Raw genomic sequence first — 21,245 nt, forward strand, 5'->3', positions numbered from 1 at the left:
CTATGCACATGATAAAGCAGTAAAACGTATACAAATAATAAAAAGAAAAAAAGGTGATAACATGAAAGAATCAAATCAACTACAAGAAAGAGCATTACAACTTCTACAAGAACGTGGTGTAACAATCGATGATATTGCGGAGCTTGTTCATTTTCTTCAAAAGAAATACCATCCAAATTTAGAGATGTCAGAATGTCGTTACAACGTAGAACGTGTATTATCCAAACGCGAAGTACAAAATGCACTCATTACAGGAATTGAATTAGATGTCCTTGCCGAAAAAGGAATGTTAAGCGAACCATTACAAGATATCGTAAAACGGGATGAAGGATTGTACGGAATTGATGAAGTCATCGCACTTTCTATCGTAAACGTGTATGGCTCTATCGGCTTCACAAACTTTGGATATATCGATAAATTAAAACCAGGTATTTTAGAATACTTAAATGATAAATCAACTGGGAAAGTCCATACATTCCTTGATGACATCGTTGGCGGTATTGCCGCTGCCGCTTCTAGTCGTTTGGCACATCGCGCGGAGCATGGGGAATAAAGTAAAACAATAGTCAGCATAATTTTACGTAATACTTTCAGTTGAAAATGTTATAGAAAACATAACGGACCATGTGAAAAAATCATGGTCCGTTATGTTTTTCTTTCTTTTCAAGATTTTTTCATACACCTATCATTTTTTTATTTACACGAATAAACAGGAATAGCCTAAAAAGTAGCGAATGAATAAGCTTAATGGTTCTGTTTGATTGGGATCTGAATATTAGTTAAAGATATGCGAATTACATTCCTTTCAGTAATAAAAAAAATGATTCAATAACAGGAGGAGCAATTTATATGGATAATATTTTAAAAGTATCATCAAAATCCAATCCCAATTCAGTTGCAGGTGCCATTGCCGGTGTATTAAGAGAAAAAGGTAGTACAGAAATTCAAGTAGTTGGAGCTGGTGCTTTAAATCAAGCAGTTAAAGCCGTTGCTATTGCAAGAGGATTCGTAGCTCCTAGCGGCATTGACCTTGTTCTCATTCCAGCATTTACAGATATCACAATCAATAACGAGAAAAGTACAGCAATCAAATTAATTGTCGGCCCTAGAAAAATTAGATCGTAGAAAAAATGATAGCTTATCATTCAAACCATCCATACAAAAATTATGAAAGAACATCTCCGCTCAACTGCATTCTTTTATTAGATTCATAAATACCAATTGTTAAATGATATATGAAAAGACTGATAACAATCAGTCTTTTCCCTATTGTATCAATTCTTCAGTTTCTCTTCTTCCTACAGGAATATGTCATCAAAATAAACTCTCTTCCTCTATCATCAAAAGTTTTTTCTGCTACAAAACCTACCTGTTGATATAGCCTTATTGCCCGTTTATTAAAACCTGCAACACTTAAACGAAGTCTATCCGGTTGGATTTGCTCTTCCGCCAAATTTATTCCAGCTTGCAAAAAGGCTTTCCCCAGCCCCCGCCCCGTTAGCTCTGGCTTCATTCCAAGCCCAATATCTACAGTATCTTCTCCCACGTATAACTTCGCATTTCTTCCCCCTGGCACTTGTGCGTTTTCACCAAAACAAAAATAACCTATTAATTCTCCATGTTCATTACAACAGCCATAATATGTACCATCTAATAGTTCTTCTATTGTCTCTTCACTGCCTGAAAAGCTGTATAACGAATATAGTTCCTCATACTGCCATGTATTGATTTCTTTTGCTTCTGCCTCTGTTAGTTTGTGTATATTCATTTTTCTTCTTCCTTTCAAAAAAACAATTCCCTAACAAATTTCTACATTTATCTTATTATCTCACTTTGTTTTTGAAAAGTTTGTAAAATTTCAAAATACTAAATTGGAAAACTTTTCTTAGCATGTTACGATTGGATTAACTATTCTAAAAGAGGTGAAATCAAAATGCCCCTACAGTTATGTAAAGGACAAAAGGTAGATTTAACAAAAACAAATCCTACATTAACTCATATAAAAATAGGTCTCGGCTGGGATCTTCCTACAAATTCAAATTCACATGCATTCGATTTAGATGCTGCTGCTTTCTTATTAGATGCAAATGGAAGCTTAACAACAACAGACCATATTATATTTTATAAACAGCAATCTGCTTTACAAGATGCGATTACACTTTCATCAGACAATCGTACAGGAGCAGGATCTGGCGATGACGAGGAAATTTCCATCTCCCTTTCCAAACTCCCATCTCATATTGAACGTATTATTTTCACTATTACGATTCACGAAGCACAAACTCGTCTGCAAACATTTGGACAAATAGCTCACTCTTACGTCCGCATTCTAAACTCCGCAAACAATGACGAAATGTTCCGCTATAATCTAAAAGAACAATTCTCATCCGAAACTGCACTAATCGCCTGTGAAGTCTATCGTTACAAAGGAGAATGGAAATTTGGTGCCATCGGTCGCGGTGTGCAAGGCGGACTTATCGAACTTTCTAAACAATTGGGTTTATCCCATACACCACCTGATTTTTTTGCAAAGACAACCGCTGCACCTTCTCCTATTTCAAAAAGTATTAACCTTTCTAAAATTGAGTTAAAGAAATCTGGAGATACGATCAACTTACAAAAAACGGACAAGCCTCTTGGCGAAATTGCAGTGAACTTAAACTGGGGTAAACAAAGTACACCAAAACAAAAAGGATTTTTTTCATCCTTAACTGCAAATAGCTCCCCTCAAATAGATTTAGATTTAGGCTGTTTGTTTGAATTTAAAGATGGTTGGAAAGGTGTTGTACAACCACTTGGAAATATATTTGGTTCATTTTATAACGAGCCTTACATTCATTTAGATCAAGACGATCGCACAGGTGCTTCAAATAAAGGAGAAAATTTACGTATTAACGGAGACATGATTCATGAAATAAAAAGAATATTAATTTTCTCTTATATTTATGAAGGTGTAGCTAACTGGTCACAGGTTGATGGTATTGTCACATTAAAACAGGAAAATGGCCCAGATATTATTGTAAAAATGGATGAGCACCGTAACGGTTTCAACACATGTGCAATTGCAATGCTCGAAAATGTAAATGATGAGACATTCAAAGTACAAAGGCTTGTGAACTATTTTAGAGGGCACCTAGAAATGGATCGGCATTACAAATGGAACATGAACTGGGTCGCAGGTTCAAAATAAGGTGGTGACAACTTGAAGCATTTTTCCTATCTGTCTTCTGAAGAAAAGAAAAAACTTTTCTATCAAGAGCCAATAACCTTTTCCAAAGATATCACAAAAGAACAATTGGCTTACGCATTAGGTGCTACTCTATACACACCTGGTACAAAGGATACAATCGCAGTGGATATTGCCGCGAAAAAGCACGAAGGTGCTACATCAATCGTACTTTGTTTAGAAGATTCCATTAGTGATGGAGATGTGAAACTTGCCGAGCAAAATGTCGTCATACAAATGCAACTACTGGCTCATATGATTGATGCAAACAGGCTTCTTCCATCAGACGTGCCACTTCTCTTTATCCGGATTCGTGAACCGAAACAGATGCGTTCACTCATTCATGAACTAGGTAGCGCCGTTCATTGTATGAGCGGTTTTGTCTTTCCTAAATTCACACCTGCGAACGGAATGTCTTACATTCATGAACTACAGGATATAAACGAAACATATTCACTTTCACTTTACGGGATGCCTATTTTAGAGTCTCCTGAAATTATTTATAAAGAAACTCGTATTGATACGTTACTAGCAATTAAAGCAATCCTAGATTCTTATCGCGCTTTCATTTTGAACGTACGAATTGGTGCCACCGACTTTTCTGGCATATTTGGCATTCGCCGAAATAAAGATACGACAATCTATGATATTGCTGTTATTCGTGATTGTATTTCTGATATTATTAATATTTTTTCTAGAAAGGCAGATGAATACGTTATATCTGGTCCTGTGTGGGAGTACTTCGGAAACAGGCAGCGCGTACTAAAACCACAGCTTCGGCAAACACCGTTCCGTAAATCATTCGGAAGCGCTGGAGTAACAATGCGTGAGGAAATGCTTCATCGTTATGAGGACGGGCTCATTCATGAAGTATTGCTCGATCAAGCAAATGGATTAATTGGAAAAACGGTCATTCACCCTTCTCACATTAAACTCGTACAAGCCTTGCACGTTGTAACACTAGAAGATTATTTAGATGCAAAAGCTGTTTTTGAAGCTGCTCAGACGTATAACGGCGTTATGAAAAGCAGCTTTTCTAACAAAATGAATGAAGTGAAGCCACATTATAATTGGGCGCGTAAAACACTTCTGAAATCTAATATTTATGGGGTGCTACATGAACAACAAACTTTCTTCGATCTCCTTACCGAAAAGTCAAAACAAAACGTACACGTACCACATTTTAAATAAAATAACAGTTCATATAGATGTGCTACATAATCCATATTTGTTATTACCAGATCAACTATTTCAAATGGCCGCAAGAATGAATAAGAGGCGCGGCTTTTTATTTGTGAGTACCATTTTAGGAAAACATCTTCCTGTTCTACCTGCAATCTCTTTAGCTGGAGGCTGTGCTCTTGCTGCAAGATATATGGAAGTGCTACATCGTACAAATCATCCATATCAAAAAGAAATTCTTAACCTGATTTCTTCTAAAGACAGTACCAATAATGAGCTAGAGGCAATTCTCCAGTATCAATTCCCTCTAGAAAAAGAAGTATTATTTATCGGATTTGCAGAAACAGCTACCGCATTAGGCCACTCGATGTTTCAATGTTTTCAAAATGCAAAATATGTTCATACAACAAGGGAGATGATCTCACAAATCGATCCTATCATTACATTCGAAGAGGAACATTCTCACGCGACATCACATCGTTGCTATGTGGACAAAAGCTATTTTCAAAATGAACAGCCCATCGTCCTTGTGGATGATGAAATGACAACAGGAAAAACCGCACTTAATATCATTCGATCTATTCAAGAAAAGTTTCCAAGAAAAGAATATATTATTGCTTCTTTATTAGATTGGCGCTCAGATGCGCATCGAAAACAATTTACAGAACTCGAGCAAGAACTTGATATTACGATTCATGTGATTTCTCTATTAAGCGGTTCAATCGACGTAATTGGTAGTCCTGTTACTACTTCTTCTTCACATGATGAGACAGTTTATAAATCAATAGAGTCTAAGATAGAAAAACATATGATTTCATGTCCTATTTTACCTTATACATCTATAAACCATGATGTCAGTTACATAAACTACACAGGACGTTTTGGCATTTCATCCGATGATCAAAAGTGTATCCACTCTTTTGCTAAAAAGATTGGTCATGATTTAAGGGAAAATCGAAAAGGTCAACAGACACTCTGCTTAGGAACTGGCGAGTTTATGTATCTTCCAATGCGAATCGCAGCTGAAATGGGAGAAAACATTTCCTATCAATCAACAACACGAAGTCCTATTCATCCTTACGCGGGTGATGTACAATACGCTATTCATAGTCGTTTTTCCTATGAAAGCCCTGAAGATAAAGTAGTTACAAGTTATTTTTATAATATCCAGCCTGGGGACTACGATGAAGTCTTTCTTTTTATAGAGCGTGATTTACAGGAAGATGCTTTCCATTCCCTTCTTACACAATTACAAACAGTTATTCCACTCATTCATATCGTTTCATTTAAAAGTTTAGTAGAAAGTGAGGGTGAAGAAATATGACCGAGCCCAAAACATTACAGCTTATCGGTAGTTATGCGAAAGAGGATGCTATTTTTCTATTAAAAGATATTAGTGATGTCATAGAAGAAAGCGTAACAGAAGAAAGAGAACGAGCAATTCAATCGGGCACACATTACTCTGAAATGCTTCCAATTGAATATAAACCATCTAAACCTTATATGGATTTATTTTTTGCTTCACTCGAGCAATACAAACGTAAACTAGCCATTGCAGCCGGTATAATAGCCGAGCAAATTATAAAAACGAAAGGAAAGAAGCTTGTTCTTGTTTCACTAGCGAGGGCCGGTACACCAATAGGTGTTTTAATAAAACGATACATTCGCTATCAATATAATATCGACTTGCCGCATTATTGTATTTCCATTATTCGTGGCCGCGGCATCGATGAAAATGCCCTTCATTATATTTTGAAGCACCATCCAAATCAAACCATTCAGTTCATTGATGGCTGGACTGGAAAAGGTGCGATAAAAAAAGAACTACGCCAATCTGTGTATACATTTAACGAAAAGAATCATGAATATATTTCAGACTGCATGGCAGTGCTTGCTGATCCGGGCCATTGTACTTCTATATATGGAACACGAGAAGATTTTCTCATTCCAAGCGCTTGTTTAAACGCGACCGTATCAGGGTTAATCAGCCGCACTGTTTTAAATGAAACTTATATTGGTCCAAATGATTTCCACGGCGCCAAATATTATCGAGAACGAGAAACAGAAGATTTATCTAACTTCTTTATTGAAAAAATCACAGCGTTATTCCCTTCCATTAGCGCTGACGTAACAACGCAACTAGAACACATTATTGCTACCTATACAGAACCATCTTGGCAAGGTATGCAAGACATCGCCTCTATTCAAAAGCATTTTGGAATAGAAAATATAAACTTAATTAAACCAGGAGTTGGAGAAACAACGCGTGTTTTACTAAGACGAGTACCATGGAAAATTTTAATCCAGGGCGAAAACAATCCAGATTTAAAGCACATTTTACTTTTAGCAAAAGAAAAAAATGTGCCAGTAGAAATCTATAAAGATATGACGTATTCGTGCTGCGGCATAATTAAACCTCTAAGGAGGACGTCTTCATGATTTTTGCAAGCGATCTTGATCAAACGCTCATTTATTCTCGGAAATCATTTCGAGCTAACATAGAAGACGAACATATTAAGCTCATCGAGACTTTAGATGGGAAAGAGATTTCTTTTATCACACACAAAACGATTTCTTTATTAAAACAACTACAATTACAAGCACAATTCATCCCAGTTACAACTCGAACGATTGAACAGTTTCAACGTATTACACTATTTCAAACAGAAGTCATTCCGGAATATGCGATTACAAGCAATGGCGGTAATATCCTTCATAACGGTAAGCTAGATGACACTTGGGAAAACATACAAACGGAGCGATTAGTAGCATGCATGGAAAAAGAAGATGTTCTAACAGAATTTCAAAATATTTCTCATGAAGAATGGGTCATTTCACAAAAAACAGCTGATGATTTATTTCACTACTGCATCATTAAGCGTGACAATATTCCATACGACGAATTACAATCATTCACCACTTGGCTCGATAAACAAGGATGGACTCATTCATTGCAAGGCAGAAAATTATATTTTGTGCCAAAGCCTGTGAACAAATGGGATGCTGTTCAGTATGTACAAGAAAAACTTCAGGAAAAAACCGTAATTACTGCTGGAGATTCCTTACTTGATCTATGCATGTTAGAAAGGGCGAATCATGCAATCGCACCTCTTCATGGTGAACTTGAAACAAAACAGGGGAGTTTATTACCCCATATTGTAAGAACAAATGAAATTGGTATATATGCAGCGGAGGAAATTGTAAGTAAAGCACTTCAAATGGTCCATAGTTCTCTTCCTACTGCGTAATCTATACATACTTCAAGAACCGGCATCTTTGTTACATGATAAAAAAAGGAGCGATTATACTTGAGTACAATTACTTTAAGAAAAGAAGCAGTACGCGTTGTATTAGAGAAAAAGAAATTAACAGGCGTTGTCGCAAAAGTTGCGCTCGTATTAGACATTTCTGGGTCTATGCGAACACTTTATAAAAACGGTACTGTCCAAGAAGTTGTTGAACGTGTTCTTGCTGTAGCAAGTCAATTCGATGATGATGGTTCATTAGATATTTGGGTGTACGATAATGAGTTTTCAAGATTACCAGCCGTTACCGAAAAAGATTTTGCTGGTTATGTTGAAAAACATATTTTAAATAACACTTCCATTCATAAATTTGGCCGAAATGATGAGCCACAAGTAATGGAAGATATCATAAAAAAATATACGATTGAAGAAAAAAGCACAGAGCCTGCCTTTGTTATTTTTATTAACGATGGAGGCTGTAAAAAAGGAATTCAAAAACCGGTTGTATTCTCTTCTAACCAACCTATTTTTTGGCAGTTTGTTGGAATTGGAAACGGCAAATTCGACGTTCTTAGAAAGCTTGACGAAATGGAAGGGCGTTTCATTGATAACGCAAACTTCTTCTACATTCGCGATATCGAAAAAACAACAGATGAAACGTTGTATAACAATTTGTTGAATGAACTTCCGATGTGGATAAAAGGAGCGAAGGAGAAAAAGGTGATACTTTGAAAATAGGAGAAAAGATACGCCAAATCCGGATACATCGCGAAATGACACAAGGGGAATTAGTAAATGGAATTTGTTCTATTCCATATTTAAGTCGAGTTGAAAATGGAACAGCAAAACCTTCTCATTCTTTTTTAGAGAAGGTTTCAGCCAAACTGGATATTAGTGTGGATTATCTCACAGAGCAAAGTAAAACTGACTTTGAGGCAGATATAATAGCGATTACGATAAACTATAAAGAGAATAACAAATTGACTGAAAGTGAAATTTCTTTTTTAGAGTTACATACTCGGGAAATGCATCCACTCCCAATTCTTTTACATATTTTTGGTGTACTACTCCATTATTACGCTCGTACTAGTTCACCCCAAAAAGGTGATTCCATTTATCAACAAGCAATAAATTTAATACCTAATCAGCCTAATCGAATGTTTGCTGAAGACTTTTCCTATTATTACATAGCATGTGGTAATTATTTTTATATGAAACAAGATTTTATTAAAACAAATGAATACTACGAGCAGGCAAATCAATTATTAACTACGGAAGAAAACTTACAAAGAGCTAATTTATACTATAATATGAGCCTAGTTAAACAACGTCTCATTAAAAACCAAAGTGTGAGCCGGAAATATTCAAAAAAAGCATATGAAATATATAGCAAGTTAAATAACAAAGTTTTCATATCAGATACGCTTATTACAATTGCTGTACAATATCATCTCGAAGAAAGATACGAAGAATCCTTACAATACTTAAAAGAAGCTGAACAATATGTAAAAGAACTTCACGATCCTGCTATGTATTTTGCAATGATTTATTACAATTACGGAAGAGTATATCAAGGGTTAGAAGAATTCGATACAGCAATTCAACACTTCAAGCATTCCTTGAAAATAAATATAGCAATCAATCAGCAAGAGTCAAATATTTACGCATTGCGAAGCCTTATTGAAATTTACTTACATTTAAAAGAATGGGAGCAAATCAATAAAGTCATGCCGGAAGCCATCAAAATCTTAGAAACTTACGATATGCCTTCTGTTTATATCGAAATTTATACATATAAAGCGCATCTCTATAAGCTTCAAGGTGACCATCAGGGCTACGAGAAAGAAATGCAGAGAATTATTGATTTTGGAATGGGTAACAGACAATATATACAGGTTAAAAAGCTAGCTACTGAATTAGGAGATCATTTTTATGAATTACGTGCTTATAAATTAGGAGCAAAATATTTTAAAATCGCCTTACAATGCGACCTTGATATAGAAGATTTTCAAACTAATTTCTAAAATGACATTTCCCCTCTTTGCACACAATCAAAGAGGGCGAAAATTGTAATTAAAAAACAAAACTCTTCTGTTTTATCCTCTGTGAACAATTCTCTTCTCTAGGAGCGATTTCTATCGTAATTAGCCCATAATAGTAGGCCCGAATTCCAATTTCTACACGATGATGAATGTTCCATTTTTCTTTAATAGAAGCTATTATCTCCCCTATCCTTCTCCGGCTAATATACAACGTTTGAGCAATTTCTTTATCCTTCATTCCGTTTGAGACGAGAATGGCTACTTCTTTTTCTTTTGCACTTAATCTGACACTCATTTTTTCATTCTCCTTCCTCTACTCCTATCGATTTACAATCCATTGACATAAAAAAACGGGAGATAGATTGTTCTCATATAATAAAACATCTTCCTTAACAGCAATTTCAAAAGAACATGTTAACTCACCGTGGATATCCAAAAATTTCTTTATTCTCTTAATCATATACAGAAGCATTTTTTCTACCTCTTTATCTAATAATCGCTCAAGTCTACTATGCTGGATTGTATAGCCGATTGCTAATGTTGCAATCTCATTTTGAAGACGATCAACATCACAAATATACATGAACTCATCATAAACAAAATTCATTGTATATATCCCTGGAACATAAATACTTTGAACTGCTACAGGGTTAGAAATAATAAGAACGGGAACAACAGGAGAATTGGTTAAATCGATTTCTTTAAATGCTTCATACAACAACTGAGCCAAAATATTAATATGGACATTCAATACCTTTCCATCACCTTTATCATGCAATGAAAAAAGTTTGTCCGAAATAATACGCTGATACAATCTAACCGCCTGTTCGTTTCTAATGAATAATTCGTTATGAATCATGAATGGATCACCTCCACTTTCAAGTCCTTACTATTACTTTATAACGTGGAGTTAGTTAATTTATAGTAGTTAAAAATACTGAAAAAACAGAAGTAATTTTTATTATTTCATAGAACGATTTAACCAAACTCACAAAAAAAACCGCTATAAAAGCGGTCTTTCTTACGCTGATAATTCCTTGAGCGTATCACTTAGTTTAAACTTTCTTAACTGGGATGAAGCAATCATTGCTGCACTTGTTCCGAGTATAACGCTCGCTGCAGCCAGTAATAGCACTTGATTATACGGAATTGTAATAACCGTTAATTCTAAACTTGATAAGACAATATAACTGAAAATCACTCCGCCTCCAATTCCTATGATTCCAGCTATCGCACCGAGTAATGTACCTTCTAACCACACAATTCTTCGCATTTGCTTAGGGATAGCTCCTACGGCACGAATCATACTAATCTCAGCACGTCTTTCATGTAAGCTTGCCACAATCGCATTCATTAAGCCAATACCCGAAATAACAAAAATAATTACAACCAATAAACGAATGAGCATAACCATTTGAGATAACAATTGTTCTTGCTCTTTTAATAAATCGGTACTATTTATAACCTCTATATTATCTTTACCATTTGTTATCTTTGTTACTTTCTTCTTAATTGTTTCAAAAGGTACCTTAGAGTCTGTCATAATTTGAATCGATTCATATCCTTTTACATGAAACATATTTCGCGCCCATTGTTCATTTACGAAGACGTAAGTACTTTGCATTCTCAAGTTTTTCTCGATAATAGAAACGACTTTAATAGACTGTTTTTGCTTCCCTTTCCCTTGCACTTCAATCGTATCATGTAGCTTAATCCCTAAATTTTTTGCTGTTTCTTTTGTAATTACTCCTTCTCCATCTTTTAATGGAGTACTCAAGTTTTGACCAGAAATAACTTTCATCTTGGTCACCTTTTGAAACGCTGTAATATCAGTACCCACAACTTCCATCGCATCATAATTATATTTATTTTTCTTCATAAATTCGTACCATTCTTGATTTGCTTCTTTAAAGTCATAATTTACAAGTTTAGATGTGGAATCAGAGGCAGCTCCGACAATTTCTTTTACCCCTTCAACGTCTTGTATCTTTCCTAGCCAATTAAATGGGATATTTTCAATTCCTTGTGACTCCATTGGAACACGAATGACTAAATCTGCTGGTAAATTCTTTTGTAATCCTTGCTTCATTCCTTCGTACATCGCATTCACATACATCGTTCCAACTAGCGATAACATAAATCCAAATGCTAGAATTGCGACTGAAACAGCTGCCTTTTTACGATAACGAATGACATTTCGGCTACTAATTGTTGTCTCAATGCGAAATATCGTTTGAAATGGTTTAGCGATAACTGACGTAATCACACGAATCAACAATGGGATTGTAAACAATAAACCAATTGCAAATAAAATTGCTCCAATCGCACTTAGATTAAAGCCAATATATTTTTCAACAACTGTTCCACTTAAACCAATTACGATACCTGCCATTAAAACAATAAGACTGAAGATACTCCATTTCCGTTCTTTCTTTTGATTGCTCGGAAGTCCTGGTCTTAAAGCTTGAACTGGTGGTATTTTTCTTACCATAAATGCCGGTATGGCTGCACCTATTACAGACATGACAATCCCTAGTAAAAATGTAATGAATAAAATCTCAAATGAAATAGAAAATGATTCTTGCCCTGTACTTTCTACATTCACCCACTTGTTAATAAAAGAAGCTGCGAGCTGATGTGTGCTAGCACCAAGTACAACTCCTACTAACGAACCAATCGTTCCAATACATAATGCTTCTAATAAAACAACGAAAATGACTTGATTTGGATTACTACCAATCGCACGTAATAAAGCCCATTGTTTAAAGCGACTTCTTACAGATAAGAAGAAGCTTCCCATAATCAAAAGCGCTACAACAAATAAAGCAATTCCGCCTAAACTAAAGACTAATGGCTTCATCACATTTAATCTTTCTAATGCTTTATCTACATATGTACGCTGATCTATTTTAATATTTTCAAGTTTCTCATTCGCATCACTAGCGATCATTCTTTTTATATTCGCATCAGATGTTTTCACTTGAACAAGGTTAAATTGACCTTGTAAGTTTAATTCCTTTTGCATCCAAGCAATCGGAAAATACGCACTATGTCCCATTGCTGCCATCAATGGTGGATTCAAAATCCCTACAACTCTCACATTTTTTTCACCATGCGGTGGAAAAGGCAGACGAATCATATCTCCTACTTTTATATTTTCTCGATCTGTATACCCTTTCGTAAGTGCTACTTCCGCCCCTTCTTTCGGATATCGCCCTTCTGTAATTTTATAAGAACGCATATCGGGAGAATCTTGTTCCACGCCCCAATACGATGGTTTGCCAGAAAGCTCTTTATAATTTGGTAACGGATAAGGGATAAGTACTTTTGATATTTTTTCCGCACTTTCAAGACCGTTCAGTTCTTTTAATTTTTTATCTTTTAAATACACATCATTTTTAATATAACCAAGTTGCAAATCATAATCACCATAACGACTCACAACCTGCTCTTTAACACTTTGTTCTACAGACTGATTTCCTAGTAGTAACATTGTTGCTAACATAACGCCTAAAGCAGCCCCAAGAGCGATTAACATGTTCCTTAGCCAATTCTGTCTAATAGACTTGGCCGCATATTTAATTATCCAAGACATCGCTCTTATCACCTACCTTAAAGTGCCGATTCATAATCTCTTGAATGTGCGTAACTTGCTGCGGAATATGCCGGAATTTCCATCCTTTACTTTCGGCATGTTCATGAATTACTTCACCATCTAGTAAGAAAACAACTTTATCTGCATGAGCAGCTACAAACGGGTCATGCGTTACAACAACTGCCGTTTGCCCCAATTCATCACAAGCATTACGAAGAGCCGCAATGATATTTTTGCTATTTTCAGAATCCAACGCTCCTGTCGGTTCATCTGCTAATATAATAGCTGGTTCATTGGCAAATGCTCTCGCAATGGCAACCCTTTGCTGCTGGCCACCTGATAATTGCGATGGTAAGTGCTGTTCTTTCCCTTTTAAACCAACAAGCTCTAATAAACGCTTTGCCGCTGTTGTCGCCTTCTTCTGTGGGACATTATCTAACAGTAACGGTAATCCCACATTTTCTTCCGCATTAAATACTGGTATTAAATTAAACTGCTGAAAAATAAAACCTATTTTATGCCTCCGAAACAACGCGAGTTCTTTTTCTTTTAATGATGAAATTTCAGTACCATCTACTCGAATGCTTCCCGTCGTCGGAATATCTAATCCTCCAAGCAACTGTAAAAGAGTGGTTTTCCCCGACCCACTCGCTCCCATAATACAAACGAAATCACCTTTTTGGATTTGGAGATTAATCCTCTTTAATATCTTTACCTTACTATCACCAATATCAAATGATTTTTCTACCCCTTCAATTTCAATGATATTCATTTTTTATACCCCTTTTTTTCATTTAATTATCTTTATATTAAATATATATTCTGCTGCGAAACCAATCTTCCTATCACACTGTACTTGTATTGTAATATAAATATATTTTGAAACACACTTCGCAAAATAGCACATCTCACATTTTCTAATAAGAATTTGAATTTCTTGATTTCCCCCTCGATTCGTAACCATAATAGTTACAATAATATTTTCTTTTTAAGAAAAACTATCAACATATCCACAAATAGGAGGAATAAACATGAAACATCTAATCGTTTATGCACACCCAAATCCACAAAGCTTCAATCATGCGATTTTAGAAACAGTAAAAAGTGAACTTGAAGAAAAAGGTCATGAAGTACGTGTTCGCGATTTATATGAACTAAATTTCAATCCAGTATTAGCAGCTTCTGATTTTGTTTCCTTTTCTCAAGGAAATACACCAGCTGATATTAAAGAAGAACAAGAACATATCACTTGGGCTGATAACATCACATTTATTTATCCAGTGTGGTGGGCAGGTCTTCCAGCAATCTTAAAAGGATATGTTGATCGTGTATTTAGCCACAGCTTTGCGTACGCTTATGGTGAAAATGGAATTGAAAAGTTACTAAGCAGTAAAAAAGGATTGCTACTATCCACAATGGGAAATACAAAAGAAGCTTATACAGCAAGCGGTATGTTTGATGCAATGAAGAAAACAACTGATGCTGGAATCTTTGAATTTACAGGAATTGAAACGTTAGAGCACACATTCTATACGAGTGTCCCTTCTGTGGATGACGGCGCGAGAAAACAATATCTTGAAGAAGTAAAAGAAGTAGTGAATCGTTTATTAGGGTAAGATGAAACTTCCATCAGTGAGGTTAACGCAGAGTGACATGCTGATTTAATTTTCTCAATAACGGATATGACTAAACATGGTAAAATAGTAAATAGGATAGGAGTCCTAATACATATGTGGTTTTCAAGTCAAAAAAAGACACTCGAAAGGGTGTCTTTTTAACATCCGCATATAGCTAGTACAAACAAAACGAATAGAATAATTACTATGGATATTCCAAAATTGAATGTAATCGTATGATCCATATCCCTTCCCCTTCTCGCAAATCCATTTATAAAAAATATTATTAAAGTAAAAAAGACACTCAAGTGAGTGTTTTTCAGCAGCTAAATCCACCTTCCCAGCAGCTGTATAATCCCTACTTTAGTAAGTGCTCAAAACAGTAAGCTGTGGATATTTTGACGGATTTACATTACTGTATGTTGATTAACGATGAGTGAGCAGGTCTTTTTCTATAATTTAAACAATGAATGTAATTTTAATATACACTTACGCCCATCCCTACTTAAATCGAATTACAGCCTTCATTCAGCAAAAAACAGGCAATCTAAAAGATTGCCTGTTCACTATTACATCTTCTCAATCCACTCTGTCAAGTTATGCACAACTTGTGTTGGCTGCACGTCATACTCTGTTAACTTCTCCACAGTTGTGACTCCAGTGTGGACAAGAAGTGTATGCATACCAGCATTTATCCCCGCTAAAATGTCAGTATCATAGTTATCCCCAACCATTAGCGCTTCTTCTTTCGCCATGCCAAGTACTTTTAGTGCTTGTTCCATAATAATGGATTCTGGTTTTCCGATAAAGATTGGCTCTACACCTGTTGATACTGTAACAACAGATGTTAAGGAACCGTTTCCAGGTAATAAACCACGCTCAGTTGGAATGGCAATATCTCCATTTGTTGAAATAAATGTCGCACCATTACGTACTGCAAGACATGCTTTCGCTAGCTTTTCATATGTAATTTCGCGATCTAATCCAACAACGACAAAGTCAGGATTTTCATCCACAAGCTTGAATCCTTTTTCTACAAGTGCGTCATGTAATCCTTCTTCACCAATCATATACACAGACGCATCTTGTTTACGCTCATAAATAAAGTTTGCTGTTGCCATGCTTGTTGTAAATACTTGCTCTGGTTTAGCTGGAATATCGAAACGAACAAGCTTTTCTGCCACTTGCTCTGGTTTACGCGTTGAGTTATTCGTTACAAACAAATAGGGAATGCCGCGCTCCTGTAGTGCTTTTACAAAGTCGCTTGCTTCTTCAATTTGTTCTTCACCGCGATACATTGTACCATCTAAGTCGATTAAATAGCCTTTATACATCCATCTGTCTCTCCTTTTTGTCTAGCGTTCATACCCTTCTTATATTAACCGCTTTTTCCAAAGAAAAAAACGCTTTGTCTAAAAGCGTCCCATAACGTTCATTTTTTCTCTTGTATGTGATACGAACAGTGACAGTCACCATTGCACATATTTGATAACGCTTTTACATTTTCATCAGAAAACAACCGCTTATACATACTTTCTTCCTCCAAACAAAGCTGTGGATATTTTTCAGCAACAGCCTTTAATGGACAATTTTGTTTTTGTAATATGTACGAGTTTTCTCCCTCTTGCTTCACTTGTACCATATATCCCTTTTTCTCTTGGATAACAGCAACTTCCCGAAGCTTCTGCCATACATTATCTTGTCTGCTGATTCGCTTTTGTAATTGCTCCTCCATCCGATTCGTTCTCGCTTTTAAAATAGCATTAACAAGTGTTTCATCACCGATTGACTCTAAATCCTCTAACACTTCTAAAGCAAATTGCTTATAATCTTTCGGAAACGAATCTTCTCCTTTTTGACTTAGGTCGTATACATATGTTGGCCTTCCCACATGTTGACGCACCATTTTCGACTGAATGATTTTTTCTTTCTCAAGCTTACTTAAATGACGACGTACTGCCATCTCCGTAATCTCTAAAGATTCAGCTAACGATGCAACTGTTTGTTCACCATTTATTTTTAAAAGCTGTACAATTTCTTCCTTCGTTGTACGTGCTTCCTCCATTTCTCATCCTTCTCCCTTTTGAGCCGTTCCCATAGACAAAAAAGACCCCCAAAAAGGTTAATGGGGATCTTATCCATGCGCTTATTCTGCTACAAATGCAGATACAGGTCCTAATTCCTTTTCTAAGTAACGGCGAATATTCGCAGGGTATTTTTGTACCACGGCAATTTGTTTTTGAATCGTTGTATATAATTCTTCATGGTTCATTTGAATATAATCTTGCATAAGCATTTTCCGAAGAACAATCACTTCTTTTATCCCTTTTCCTTCTTCCTCACTTATGACTTTTTCGTCCATTAAAATATCAATAATATCTTCATAACTCCCTGGATCACGCATAATAAATCCATCAATCATTGCATTTCCAACATCTAGTATGCAATCAATGATGAGATGCGACATACGCTCTAATGCGTAATATTCAAAATCCGTTTCATATTCTTGCTTCTCTTGAAATGTATCTACTACTTGTTCTAAACATGCTAACATTTGCTCTATTTTTTTTCTGTCTACAAAGTACATGAATGTCACCTACCTGGAAATTAAAGCATTTACATTTTAATTGTAACCGTTTCTTCTGAAAAAATCGACAATTTTTCGAATTCACCTTTCACGCTTTATTTGTTATAGTTATAACTGTATGATTTTTGAAATTGGAGGAATGTCACCTTGGAACGTGAACTCGCATTAGAAATTGTCCGTGTAACAGAAGCAGCAGCCTTAGCATCCGCACAATGGATGGGCCGCGGAAAGAAAAACGAAGCAGATGATGCAGCAACTACCGCTATGCGTGATATGTTTGATTCAGTAAACATGGCAGGTACTGTTGTAATTGGTGAAGGAGAACTTGATGAAGCACCAATGTTATATATTGGTGAAGAACTAGGAACAGGTAACGGTCCAGAAGTAGATATCGCCGTTGATCCATTAGAAGGGACAAACATCGTTGCAAAAGGTCTTGCAAATGCAATGGCAGTTATTGCAGTCGCAGATAAAGGAAACCTTCTTCATGCTCCGGATATGTACATGGAAAAAATCGCGGTTGGTCCAAAAGCAGCTGGTAAAATTAGCTTAGATGATCCAATTGAAAAAACAATTGAAATTGTAGCAGAAGCAAACAATAAGAAAATTCGTGACCTAACGGTTATCATCCAAGAACGTGAACGTCATCAAGATATTATTGACCGTGTTCGCGCAAAAGGTGCACGTGTAAAACTATTCGGTGATGGAGATGTTGGTGCGTCAATCGCAACAGCTCTTCCAGGAACAGGTATTGACTTATTCGTTGGTATTGGCGGCGCTCCAGAAGGCGTTATCTCTGCAGCAGCACTAAAATGTCTTGAAGGCGAAATGCAAGCACGCTTAGTTCCAATGAACGAAGAAGAAGAAGCACGTTGCCGTAAAATGGGATTAGAAGACCCTCGTCAACTTCTTATGTTAAATGACTTAGTATCTGGTGACGACGCAATCTTCTCAGCAACAGGCGTATCTGCTGGCGAGTTATTAGATGGTGTGAAATTCCTTGGCGGAGACTTAGCAGAAACATATTCTATCGTTATGCGCTACAAAACAAGAACAGTACGCTTTATTAAAACACATCACCATTTAGATCATAAGCCTCACTTAAACTTAGATATTTAAAAAAGGAGCCTGTGTAGTATGGAAGAACGTTTCTTTCTTTACGACGATACAGTCGATACAAAAACGCGTTTCGTTAGCTTTATGGGAGAAAATGAGCGCCACGATTTAGCGCTTTTATATTCCGATCGCCATTACGGTAAAACAATTGTCCTTGATATGCAGCGTAATAAATTTGCAATCATCGGCACTGACGATTTAAACGAACCTGGCTACTTAGAGCACGCTTTTTCTGTCTCTGAAGAGATTGCAGAAGAACTTCGCTCATTCTTATTTGAACTTATATAATATTATGGCACCAGCTACCTTGATAGCTGGTGTTTTTTATACATAACAAAGTTTTGAATTTTCAATCTTTTATGTTATACTTATGAACAAATCTATTTGGAAGAAAGGACGTCTACTACGTATGCCAACATTTACTTTGTAATGGATCAGCAACTGAATAGCATTACTCTCAAAAAAGCTATGTGCTTTGTCAAGGGAGTAGTCTGTTCATTTCCCATTACAAAGGAACGTAGCACATCTGTAGTATGATGTTTTACGGAGGTTCCTCTTAAGGGAGAACCTCCTTTTATTTTTGCCTATTTCTTTCCCATTCATACTGCAAGACATCCAAATAGCTGTCTTACGTTCCTTTACCATCAAACGAGGTGAAGGAAAATGCAGAAAGTACAACTTTCTTGGAATTTATATGAAAATGAATTTGAAACGATAGTCGAAAAGCATTGTAAAAATTGCGGGCATACCACCCTTTTTACTGATACGAACATTCGTAGGCATAACGCAAACGGAAAAAATATTTACCGCTTTGCCATTTATAAATGCCCGAAAGGACATACGTGGAACAAGAAACTTCACATTTATAAGTCTTTTTCTGATCATGTCGAAACGATCGATGTGTTTCAAAAAGAACAAGGTGAGATGATCACTACTATCTCGATTATGCAATATAAAGAAGCTGGCACTACAGAATTAGCCATTGTATTAGAAACAGTTTTTGGCTCTCATCGCATGGATAAAGCACTCGCTACGTATATTTCAGATTGGAGCCGCACCGCGATTGTAGACAAAATAAAAAACGGACACATTCAGTTGAATGGACAGAAGATGAAACCAAATACAACGCTTTCTGAAGGTGATCTTATTTCAATTTGCTTGTAAAGGGGACACATATGCTAAAAATAACAAAAGGTACACTTAACCTATTAGATAAGTTAGATGATATGTATGAGCAGTGTAAAACGGACCTACTCCAAAAACAAATTTACCAATGGGATGACTCTTATCCGACGCGAGAAACAATTTCCTACCACTTAGAAAATAATGAACTCTATTGTCTATGTAAAGATGATTCAATCGTTGGTGCCGTCATTTTGAATGAATGGCAGTCCCCAGAGTATACGCTTATTGACTGGTCAAAAACGGAAGGACGTTTTCTCATTGTCCACTCTTTTGTCATCCATCCAGTCGCACAAGGAAAAGGATATAGTAAAGAACTATTATCCTTTTGGGAAAATGAAGCACAGCAAAAGAACTATATCGGGATACGCTTAGATGCTTTCACAGGTAATCCTGTTTCCTTACGTTTATACGAAACAAATAATTATATATGCCGGGGCGCCGTTTATTTTTCAAGTAAACCAAAGCCCTATAATTGGTATAACTGCTATGAAAAAATACTTGATTAAAAAAGAATTCCTCTTACGCCTATCGTAAGAGGAATTCTTTTTACTTCTTCACTTTTCGTAATACAAAGTGTGCACAACCAAAATTACAGTACTCGTATAAGTACTCCGATAATGTACTAATTTTCGTATCATATGTCGCACGTTGGTTACTATCATCAAAAAAACCGCGCAATCTGAGTTGATCGTAGCCCCAGTCACCAACGATATAATCATATTTATTTAAAATTTCTGCATAGCGCTCTTTAAATGCTTCTTCACGAAAACCGTTACGATAGTCTTTAATTACTTCGTATTGAACATTATTAATGCTCATTGTAGCATGAATCTCCTGCTTTTGCTCCATCATTAACTTCCTTTCTAAGCATTCTTCTTTTTATCGTATCACAAAGCCTAACAACCAACAATTTCAAATACAAAAAATTGAAAAGTAGTAAATGCTATGAAGAAGGAGGTGATACATCTTGAAAAAACAAATGATACTCTCTCTTCTCACGCTCTCTTTATTTGTAGGTTGCTACTCGACAAATAAAGCTGAAATGGAACATGAAAAAGGCAGCCGCGTTCTTGTCTCCAATAAAAATGACATGTATCATACAGAAAATACAAATACAAAGCTTACAAGAGTCGGATACTCCTCTAAACAAAAACATGAAGTATCTAACAAACAAGTGGGTGCCATTAACCGCGAGAAGGTAGCTGAAATGATTACAAGTATGACAGTAAATCTTCCGGATGTCACAAATGCTGCTACACTTGTGACCGATGACGAAGTATTTGTTGTATACAAAGCAAAAACAAACGATCCTGCTCTTGTAACAGATCAAGTATATAAAACAGCTTTATCCATCGTTCCTCGCTATTATAAAGCATATGTATCAACAGACCAAAAATTGATCACGCAAATTCAAGGTCTGCAATCTGGTACATTAAACAATAAAGAATATG

At 36.0% G+C, this 21,245-nt stretch carries 24 protein-coding genes; 15 read left to right on the forward strand and 9 right to left on the reverse strand.

Annotated features, from left to right (window positions below):
* Positions 1-61 precede the first annotated feature (61 nt).
* Together BPMYX0001_RS21455 and BPMYX0001_RS21460 are read left to right on the forward strand one after the other, a co-directional pair.
* A complete protein-coding gene (locus BPMYX0001_RS21455; protein ID WP_018767382.1) occupies positions 62-553 on the forward strand; it encodes a phosphatidylglycerophosphatase A family protein in 492 nt (163 codons plus the stop codon).
* 296 nt (positions 554-849) lie between these two features.
* Positions 850-1,125 (forward strand): stage V sporulation protein S, encoded by a 276-nt coding sequence (locus BPMYX0001_RS21460; RefSeq protein WP_003201532.1) that lies wholly within the window; start codon positions 850-852, stop codon positions 1,123-1,125.
* Positions 1,126-1,282: 157 nt separating this feature from the next.
* Here BPMYX0001_RS21460 and BPMYX0001_RS21465 read toward each other — a convergent pair whose 3' ends face one another.
* Positions 1,283-1,768, reverse strand: a complete 486-nt coding sequence (locus BPMYX0001_RS21465) for a GNAT family N-acetyltransferase (RefSeq protein WP_018782859.1) — start codon at positions 1,766-1,768, stop codon at positions 1,283-1,285.
* A gap of 165 nt (positions 1,769-1,933) precedes the next feature.
* On the opposite strand from BPMYX0001_RS21465, the gene BPMYX0001_RS21470 reads away from it, so the two are divergent.
* Genes BPMYX0001_RS21470 through BPMYX0001_RS21500 form a run of 7 tightly spaced genes read left to right on the forward strand, consistent with a single transcriptional unit; the run spans position 1,934 to position 9,677 of the window.
* Positions 1,934-3,190 carry a TerD family protein gene (locus BPMYX0001_RS21470; protein ID WP_006096403.1) on the forward strand — a complete coding sequence of 419 codons (1,257 nt, stop codon included), beginning with the start codon at positions 1,934-1,936 and terminating at the stop codon, positions 3,188-3,190.
* 12 nt (positions 3,191-3,202) lie between these two features.
* Positions 3,203-4,417 (forward strand): HpcH/HpaI aldolase/citrate lyase family protein, encoded by a 1,215-nt coding sequence (locus BPMYX0001_RS21475; protein ID WP_003201524.1) that lies wholly within the window; start codon positions 3,203-3,205, stop codon positions 4,415-4,417.
* A complete protein-coding gene (locus BPMYX0001_RS21480) occupies positions 4,344-5,732 on the forward strand; it encodes a phosphoribosyltransferase family protein (RefSeq protein WP_033799199.1) in 1,389 nt (462 codons plus the stop codon). The genes BPMYX0001_RS21475 and BPMYX0001_RS21480 overlap by 74 nt, the downstream gene beginning before the upstream one ends.
* Positions 5,729-6,847, forward strand: coding sequence for a cysteine protease StiP family protein (locus tag BPMYX0001_RS21485; RefSeq protein WP_033799200.1), 1,119 nt, complete (start codon positions 5,729-5,731; stop codon positions 6,845-6,847). The genes BPMYX0001_RS21480 and BPMYX0001_RS21485 overlap by 4 nt, the downstream gene beginning before the upstream one ends.
* Positions 6,844-7,656 (forward strand): HAD family hydrolase, encoded by an 813-nt coding sequence (locus BPMYX0001_RS21490; RefSeq protein WP_018782862.1) that lies wholly within the window; start codon positions 6,844-6,846, stop codon positions 7,654-7,656. The genes BPMYX0001_RS21485 and BPMYX0001_RS21490 overlap by 4 nt, the downstream gene beginning before the upstream one ends.
* A 60-nt stretch (positions 7,657-7,716) precedes the next feature.
* Positions 7,717-8,385: a vWA domain-containing protein gene (locus BPMYX0001_RS21495; RefSeq protein WP_006096406.1), complete on the forward strand. Its 669-nt coding sequence runs from the start codon at positions 7,717-7,719 to the stop codon at positions 8,383-8,385.
* Positions 8,382-9,677, forward strand: a complete 1,296-nt coding sequence (locus tag BPMYX0001_RS21500; RefSeq protein WP_033799201.1) for a helix-turn-helix transcriptional regulator — start codon at positions 8,382-8,384, stop codon at positions 9,675-9,677. The genes BPMYX0001_RS21495 and BPMYX0001_RS21500 overlap by 4 nt, the downstream gene beginning before the upstream one ends.
* A 49-nt stretch (positions 9,678-9,726) precedes the next feature.
* Here the strand turns inward: BPMYX0001_RS21500 and BPMYX0001_RS21505 are convergent, their stop codons facing one another.
* The 4 genes from BPMYX0001_RS21505 to BPMYX0001_RS21520 form a co-directional block, all read right to left on the reverse strand.
* Positions 9,727-9,990: a response regulator transcription factor gene (locus tag BPMYX0001_RS21505; protein ID WP_006096408.1), complete on the reverse strand. Its 264-nt coding sequence runs from the start codon at positions 9,988-9,990 to the stop codon at positions 9,727-9,729.
* Positions 9,991-10,014: 24 nt separating this feature from the next.
* A complete protein-coding gene (locus tag BPMYX0001_RS21510; protein WP_006096409.1) occupies positions 10,015-10,554 on the reverse strand; it encodes a hypothetical protein in 540 nt (179 codons plus the stop codon).
* A 162-nt stretch (positions 10,555-10,716) separates the two neighbouring features.
* Complete coding sequence (locus BPMYX0001_RS21515; RefSeq protein WP_033799202.1) at positions 10,717-13,290, reverse strand: FtsX-like permease family protein; 2,574 nt, start codon at positions 13,288-13,290, stop codon at positions 10,717-10,719.
* Positions 13,274-14,062, reverse strand: a complete 789-nt coding sequence (locus BPMYX0001_RS21520; protein WP_006096411.1) for an ABC transporter ATP-binding protein — start codon at positions 14,060-14,062, stop codon at positions 13,274-13,276. The genes BPMYX0001_RS21515 and BPMYX0001_RS21520 overlap by 17 nt, the downstream gene beginning before the upstream one ends.
* 259 nt (positions 14,063-14,321) lie before the next feature.
* On the opposite strand from BPMYX0001_RS21520, the gene BPMYX0001_RS21525 reads away from it, so the two are divergent.
* Positions 14,322-14,906 (forward strand): NAD(P)H-dependent oxidoreductase, encoded by a 585-nt coding sequence (locus tag BPMYX0001_RS21525; protein WP_006096412.1) that lies wholly within the window; start codon positions 14,322-14,324, stop codon positions 14,904-14,906.
* 569 nt (positions 14,907-15,475) lie between these two features.
* Here the strand turns inward: BPMYX0001_RS21525 and BPMYX0001_RS21530 are convergent.
* The 3 genes from BPMYX0001_RS21530 to BPMYX0001_RS21540 all read right to left on the reverse strand — a co-directional run bounded on the left by BPMYX0001_RS21530 (position 15,476) and on the right by BPMYX0001_RS21540 (position 17,493).
* Positions 15,476-16,240 (reverse strand): TIGR01457 family HAD-type hydrolase, encoded by a 765-nt coding sequence (locus BPMYX0001_RS21530; RefSeq protein WP_003208886.1) that lies wholly within the window; start codon positions 16,238-16,240, stop codon positions 15,476-15,478.
* 98 nt (positions 16,241-16,338) lie between these two features.
* A complete protein-coding gene (locus BPMYX0001_RS21535) occupies positions 16,339-16,971 on the reverse strand; it encodes a helix-turn-helix transcriptional regulator (RefSeq protein WP_006096413.1) in 633 nt (210 codons plus the stop codon).
* An 81-nt stretch (positions 16,972-17,052) separates the two neighbouring features.
* Entirely contained in the window at positions 17,053-17,493 is a 441-nt protein-coding gene (locus BPMYX0001_RS21540) for a DUF86 domain-containing protein (protein WP_003201498.1), read from the reverse strand.
* A 147-nt stretch (positions 17,494-17,640) separates the two neighbouring features.
* Between BPMYX0001_RS21540 and glpX the strand changes: the two genes are divergently transcribed.
* The 4 genes from glpX to BPMYX0001_RS21560 all read left to right on the forward strand — a co-directional run bounded on the left by glpX (position 17,641) and on the right by BPMYX0001_RS21560 (position 20,300).
* Complete coding sequence (gene glpX / locus BPMYX0001_RS21545) at positions 17,641-18,612, forward strand: class II fructose-bisphosphatase (protein ID WP_003208882.1); 972 nt, start codon at positions 17,641-17,643, stop codon at positions 18,610-18,612.
* A gap of 18 nt (positions 18,613-18,630) precedes the next feature.
* Entirely contained in the window at positions 18,631-18,897 is a 267-nt protein-coding gene (locus BPMYX0001_RS21550) for a DUF3055 domain-containing protein (protein WP_003208880.1), read from the forward strand.
* Positions 18,898-19,272: 375 nt separating this feature from the next.
* Complete coding sequence (locus BPMYX0001_RS21555) at positions 19,273-19,773, forward strand: hypothetical protein (RefSeq protein ID WP_006096414.1); 501 nt, start codon at positions 19,273-19,275, stop codon at positions 19,771-19,773.
* An 11-nt stretch (positions 19,774-19,784) separates the two neighbouring features.
* Positions 19,785-20,300 (forward strand): GNAT family N-acetyltransferase, encoded by a 516-nt coding sequence (locus BPMYX0001_RS21560; RefSeq protein ID WP_006096415.1) that lies wholly within the window; start codon positions 19,785-19,787, stop codon positions 20,298-20,300.
* Between the two features lie 40 nt (positions 20,301-20,340).
* Here the strand turns inward: BPMYX0001_RS21560 and BPMYX0001_RS21565 are convergent, their stop codons facing one another.
* Positions 20,341-20,613: a YutD family protein gene (locus BPMYX0001_RS21565; RefSeq protein ID WP_371388589.1), complete on the reverse strand. Its 273-nt coding sequence runs from the start codon at positions 20,611-20,613 to the stop codon at positions 20,341-20,343.
* A gap of 148 nt (positions 20,614-20,761) precedes the next feature.
* On the opposite strand from BPMYX0001_RS21565, the gene BPMYX0001_RS21570 reads away from it, so the two are divergent.
* Positions 20,762-21,245, forward strand: a 484-nt coding sequence (locus tag BPMYX0001_RS21570; protein WP_033799203.1) for a YhcN/YlaJ family sporulation lipoprotein, incomplete at its 3' end; no start/stop codon positions are given.

Origin of the sequence: Bacillus pseudomycoides DSM 12442 (assembly GCF_000161455.1) — a bacterium.
In the GTDB taxonomy this organism is placed as follows: domain Bacteria; phylum Bacillota; class Bacilli; order Bacillales; family Bacillaceae_G; genus Bacillus_A; species Bacillus_A pseudomycoides.

What these genes read in the sequence shown, in the direction of transcription:
- BPMYX0001_RS21470 (WP_006096403.1), top strand. Translation starts at nt 1,934, where the DNA reads ATGCCCCTACAGTTATGTAAAGGACAAAAGGTAGATTTAACAAAAACA.
- BPMYX0001_RS21535 (WP_006096413.1), bottom strand. Translation starts at nt 16,971, where the DNA reads ATGGAGGAAGCACGTACAACGAAGGAAGAAATTGTACAGCTTTTAAAA.
- BPMYX0001_RS21530 (WP_003208886.1), bottom strand. Translation starts at nt 16,240, where the DNA reads ATGTATAAAGGCTATTTAATCGACTTAGATGGTACAATGTATCGCGGT.
- BPMYX0001_RS21565 (WP_371388589.1), bottom strand. Translation starts at nt 20,613, where the DNA reads ATGAGCATTAATAATGTTCAATACGAAGTAATTAAAGACTATCGTAAC.
- BPMYX0001_RS21550 (WP_003208880.1), top strand. Translation starts at nt 18,631, where the DNA reads ATGGAAGAACGTTTCTTTCTTTACGACGATACAGTCGATACAAAAACG.
- BPMYX0001_RS21525 (WP_006096412.1), top strand. Translation starts at nt 14,322, where the DNA reads ATGAAACATCTAATCGTTTATGCACACCCAAATCCACAAAGCTTCAAT.
- BPMYX0001_RS21465 (WP_018782859.1), bottom strand. Translation starts at nt 1,768, where the DNA reads ATGAATATACACAAACTAACAGAGGCAGAAGCAAAAGAAATCAATACA.
- BPMYX0001_RS21520 (WP_006096411.1), bottom strand. Translation starts at nt 14,062, where the DNA reads ATGAATATCATTGAAATTGAAGGGGTAGAAAAATCATTTGATATTGGT.
- BPMYX0001_RS21515 (WP_033799202.1), bottom strand. Translation starts at nt 13,290, where the DNA reads ATGTCTTGGATAATTAAATATGCGGCCAAGTCTATTAGACAGAATTGG.
- BPMYX0001_RS21455 (WP_018767382.1), top strand. Translation starts at nt 62, where the DNA reads ATGAAAGAATCAAATCAACTACAAGAAAGAGCATTACAACTTCTACAA.
- BPMYX0001_RS21490 (WP_018782862.1), top strand. Translation starts at nt 6,844, where the DNA reads ATGATTTTTGCAAGCGATCTTGATCAAACGCTCATTTATTCTCGGAAA.
- BPMYX0001_RS21485 (WP_033799200.1), top strand. Translation starts at nt 5,729, where the DNA reads ATGACCGAGCCCAAAACATTACAGCTTATCGGTAGTTATGCGAAAGAG.
- BPMYX0001_RS21460 (WP_003201532.1), top strand. Translation starts at nt 850, where the DNA reads ATGGATAATATTTTAAAAGTATCATCAAAATCCAATCCCAATTCAGTT.
- BPMYX0001_RS21555 (WP_006096414.1), top strand. Translation starts at nt 19,273, where the DNA reads ATGCAGAAAGTACAACTTTCTTGGAATTTATATGAAAATGAATTTGAA.
- BPMYX0001_RS21480 (WP_033799199.1), top strand. Translation starts at nt 4,344, where the DNA reads ATGAACAACAAACTTTCTTCGATCTCCTTACCGAAAAGTCAAAACAAA.
- BPMYX0001_RS21560 (WP_006096415.1), top strand. Translation starts at nt 19,785, where the DNA reads ATGCTAAAAATAACAAAAGGTACACTTAACCTATTAGATAAGTTAGAT.
- BPMYX0001_RS21540 (WP_003201498.1), bottom strand. Translation starts at nt 17,493, where the DNA reads ATGTACTTTGTAGACAGAAAAAAAATAGAGCAAATGTTAGCATGTTTA.
- BPMYX0001_RS21505 (WP_006096408.1), bottom strand. Translation starts at nt 9,990, where the DNA reads ATGAGTGTCAGATTAAGTGCAAAAGAAAAAGAAGTAGCCATTCTCGTC.
- BPMYX0001_RS21510 (WP_006096409.1), bottom strand. Translation starts at nt 10,554, where the DNA reads ATGATTCATAACGAATTATTCATTAGAAACGAACAGGCGGTTAGATTG.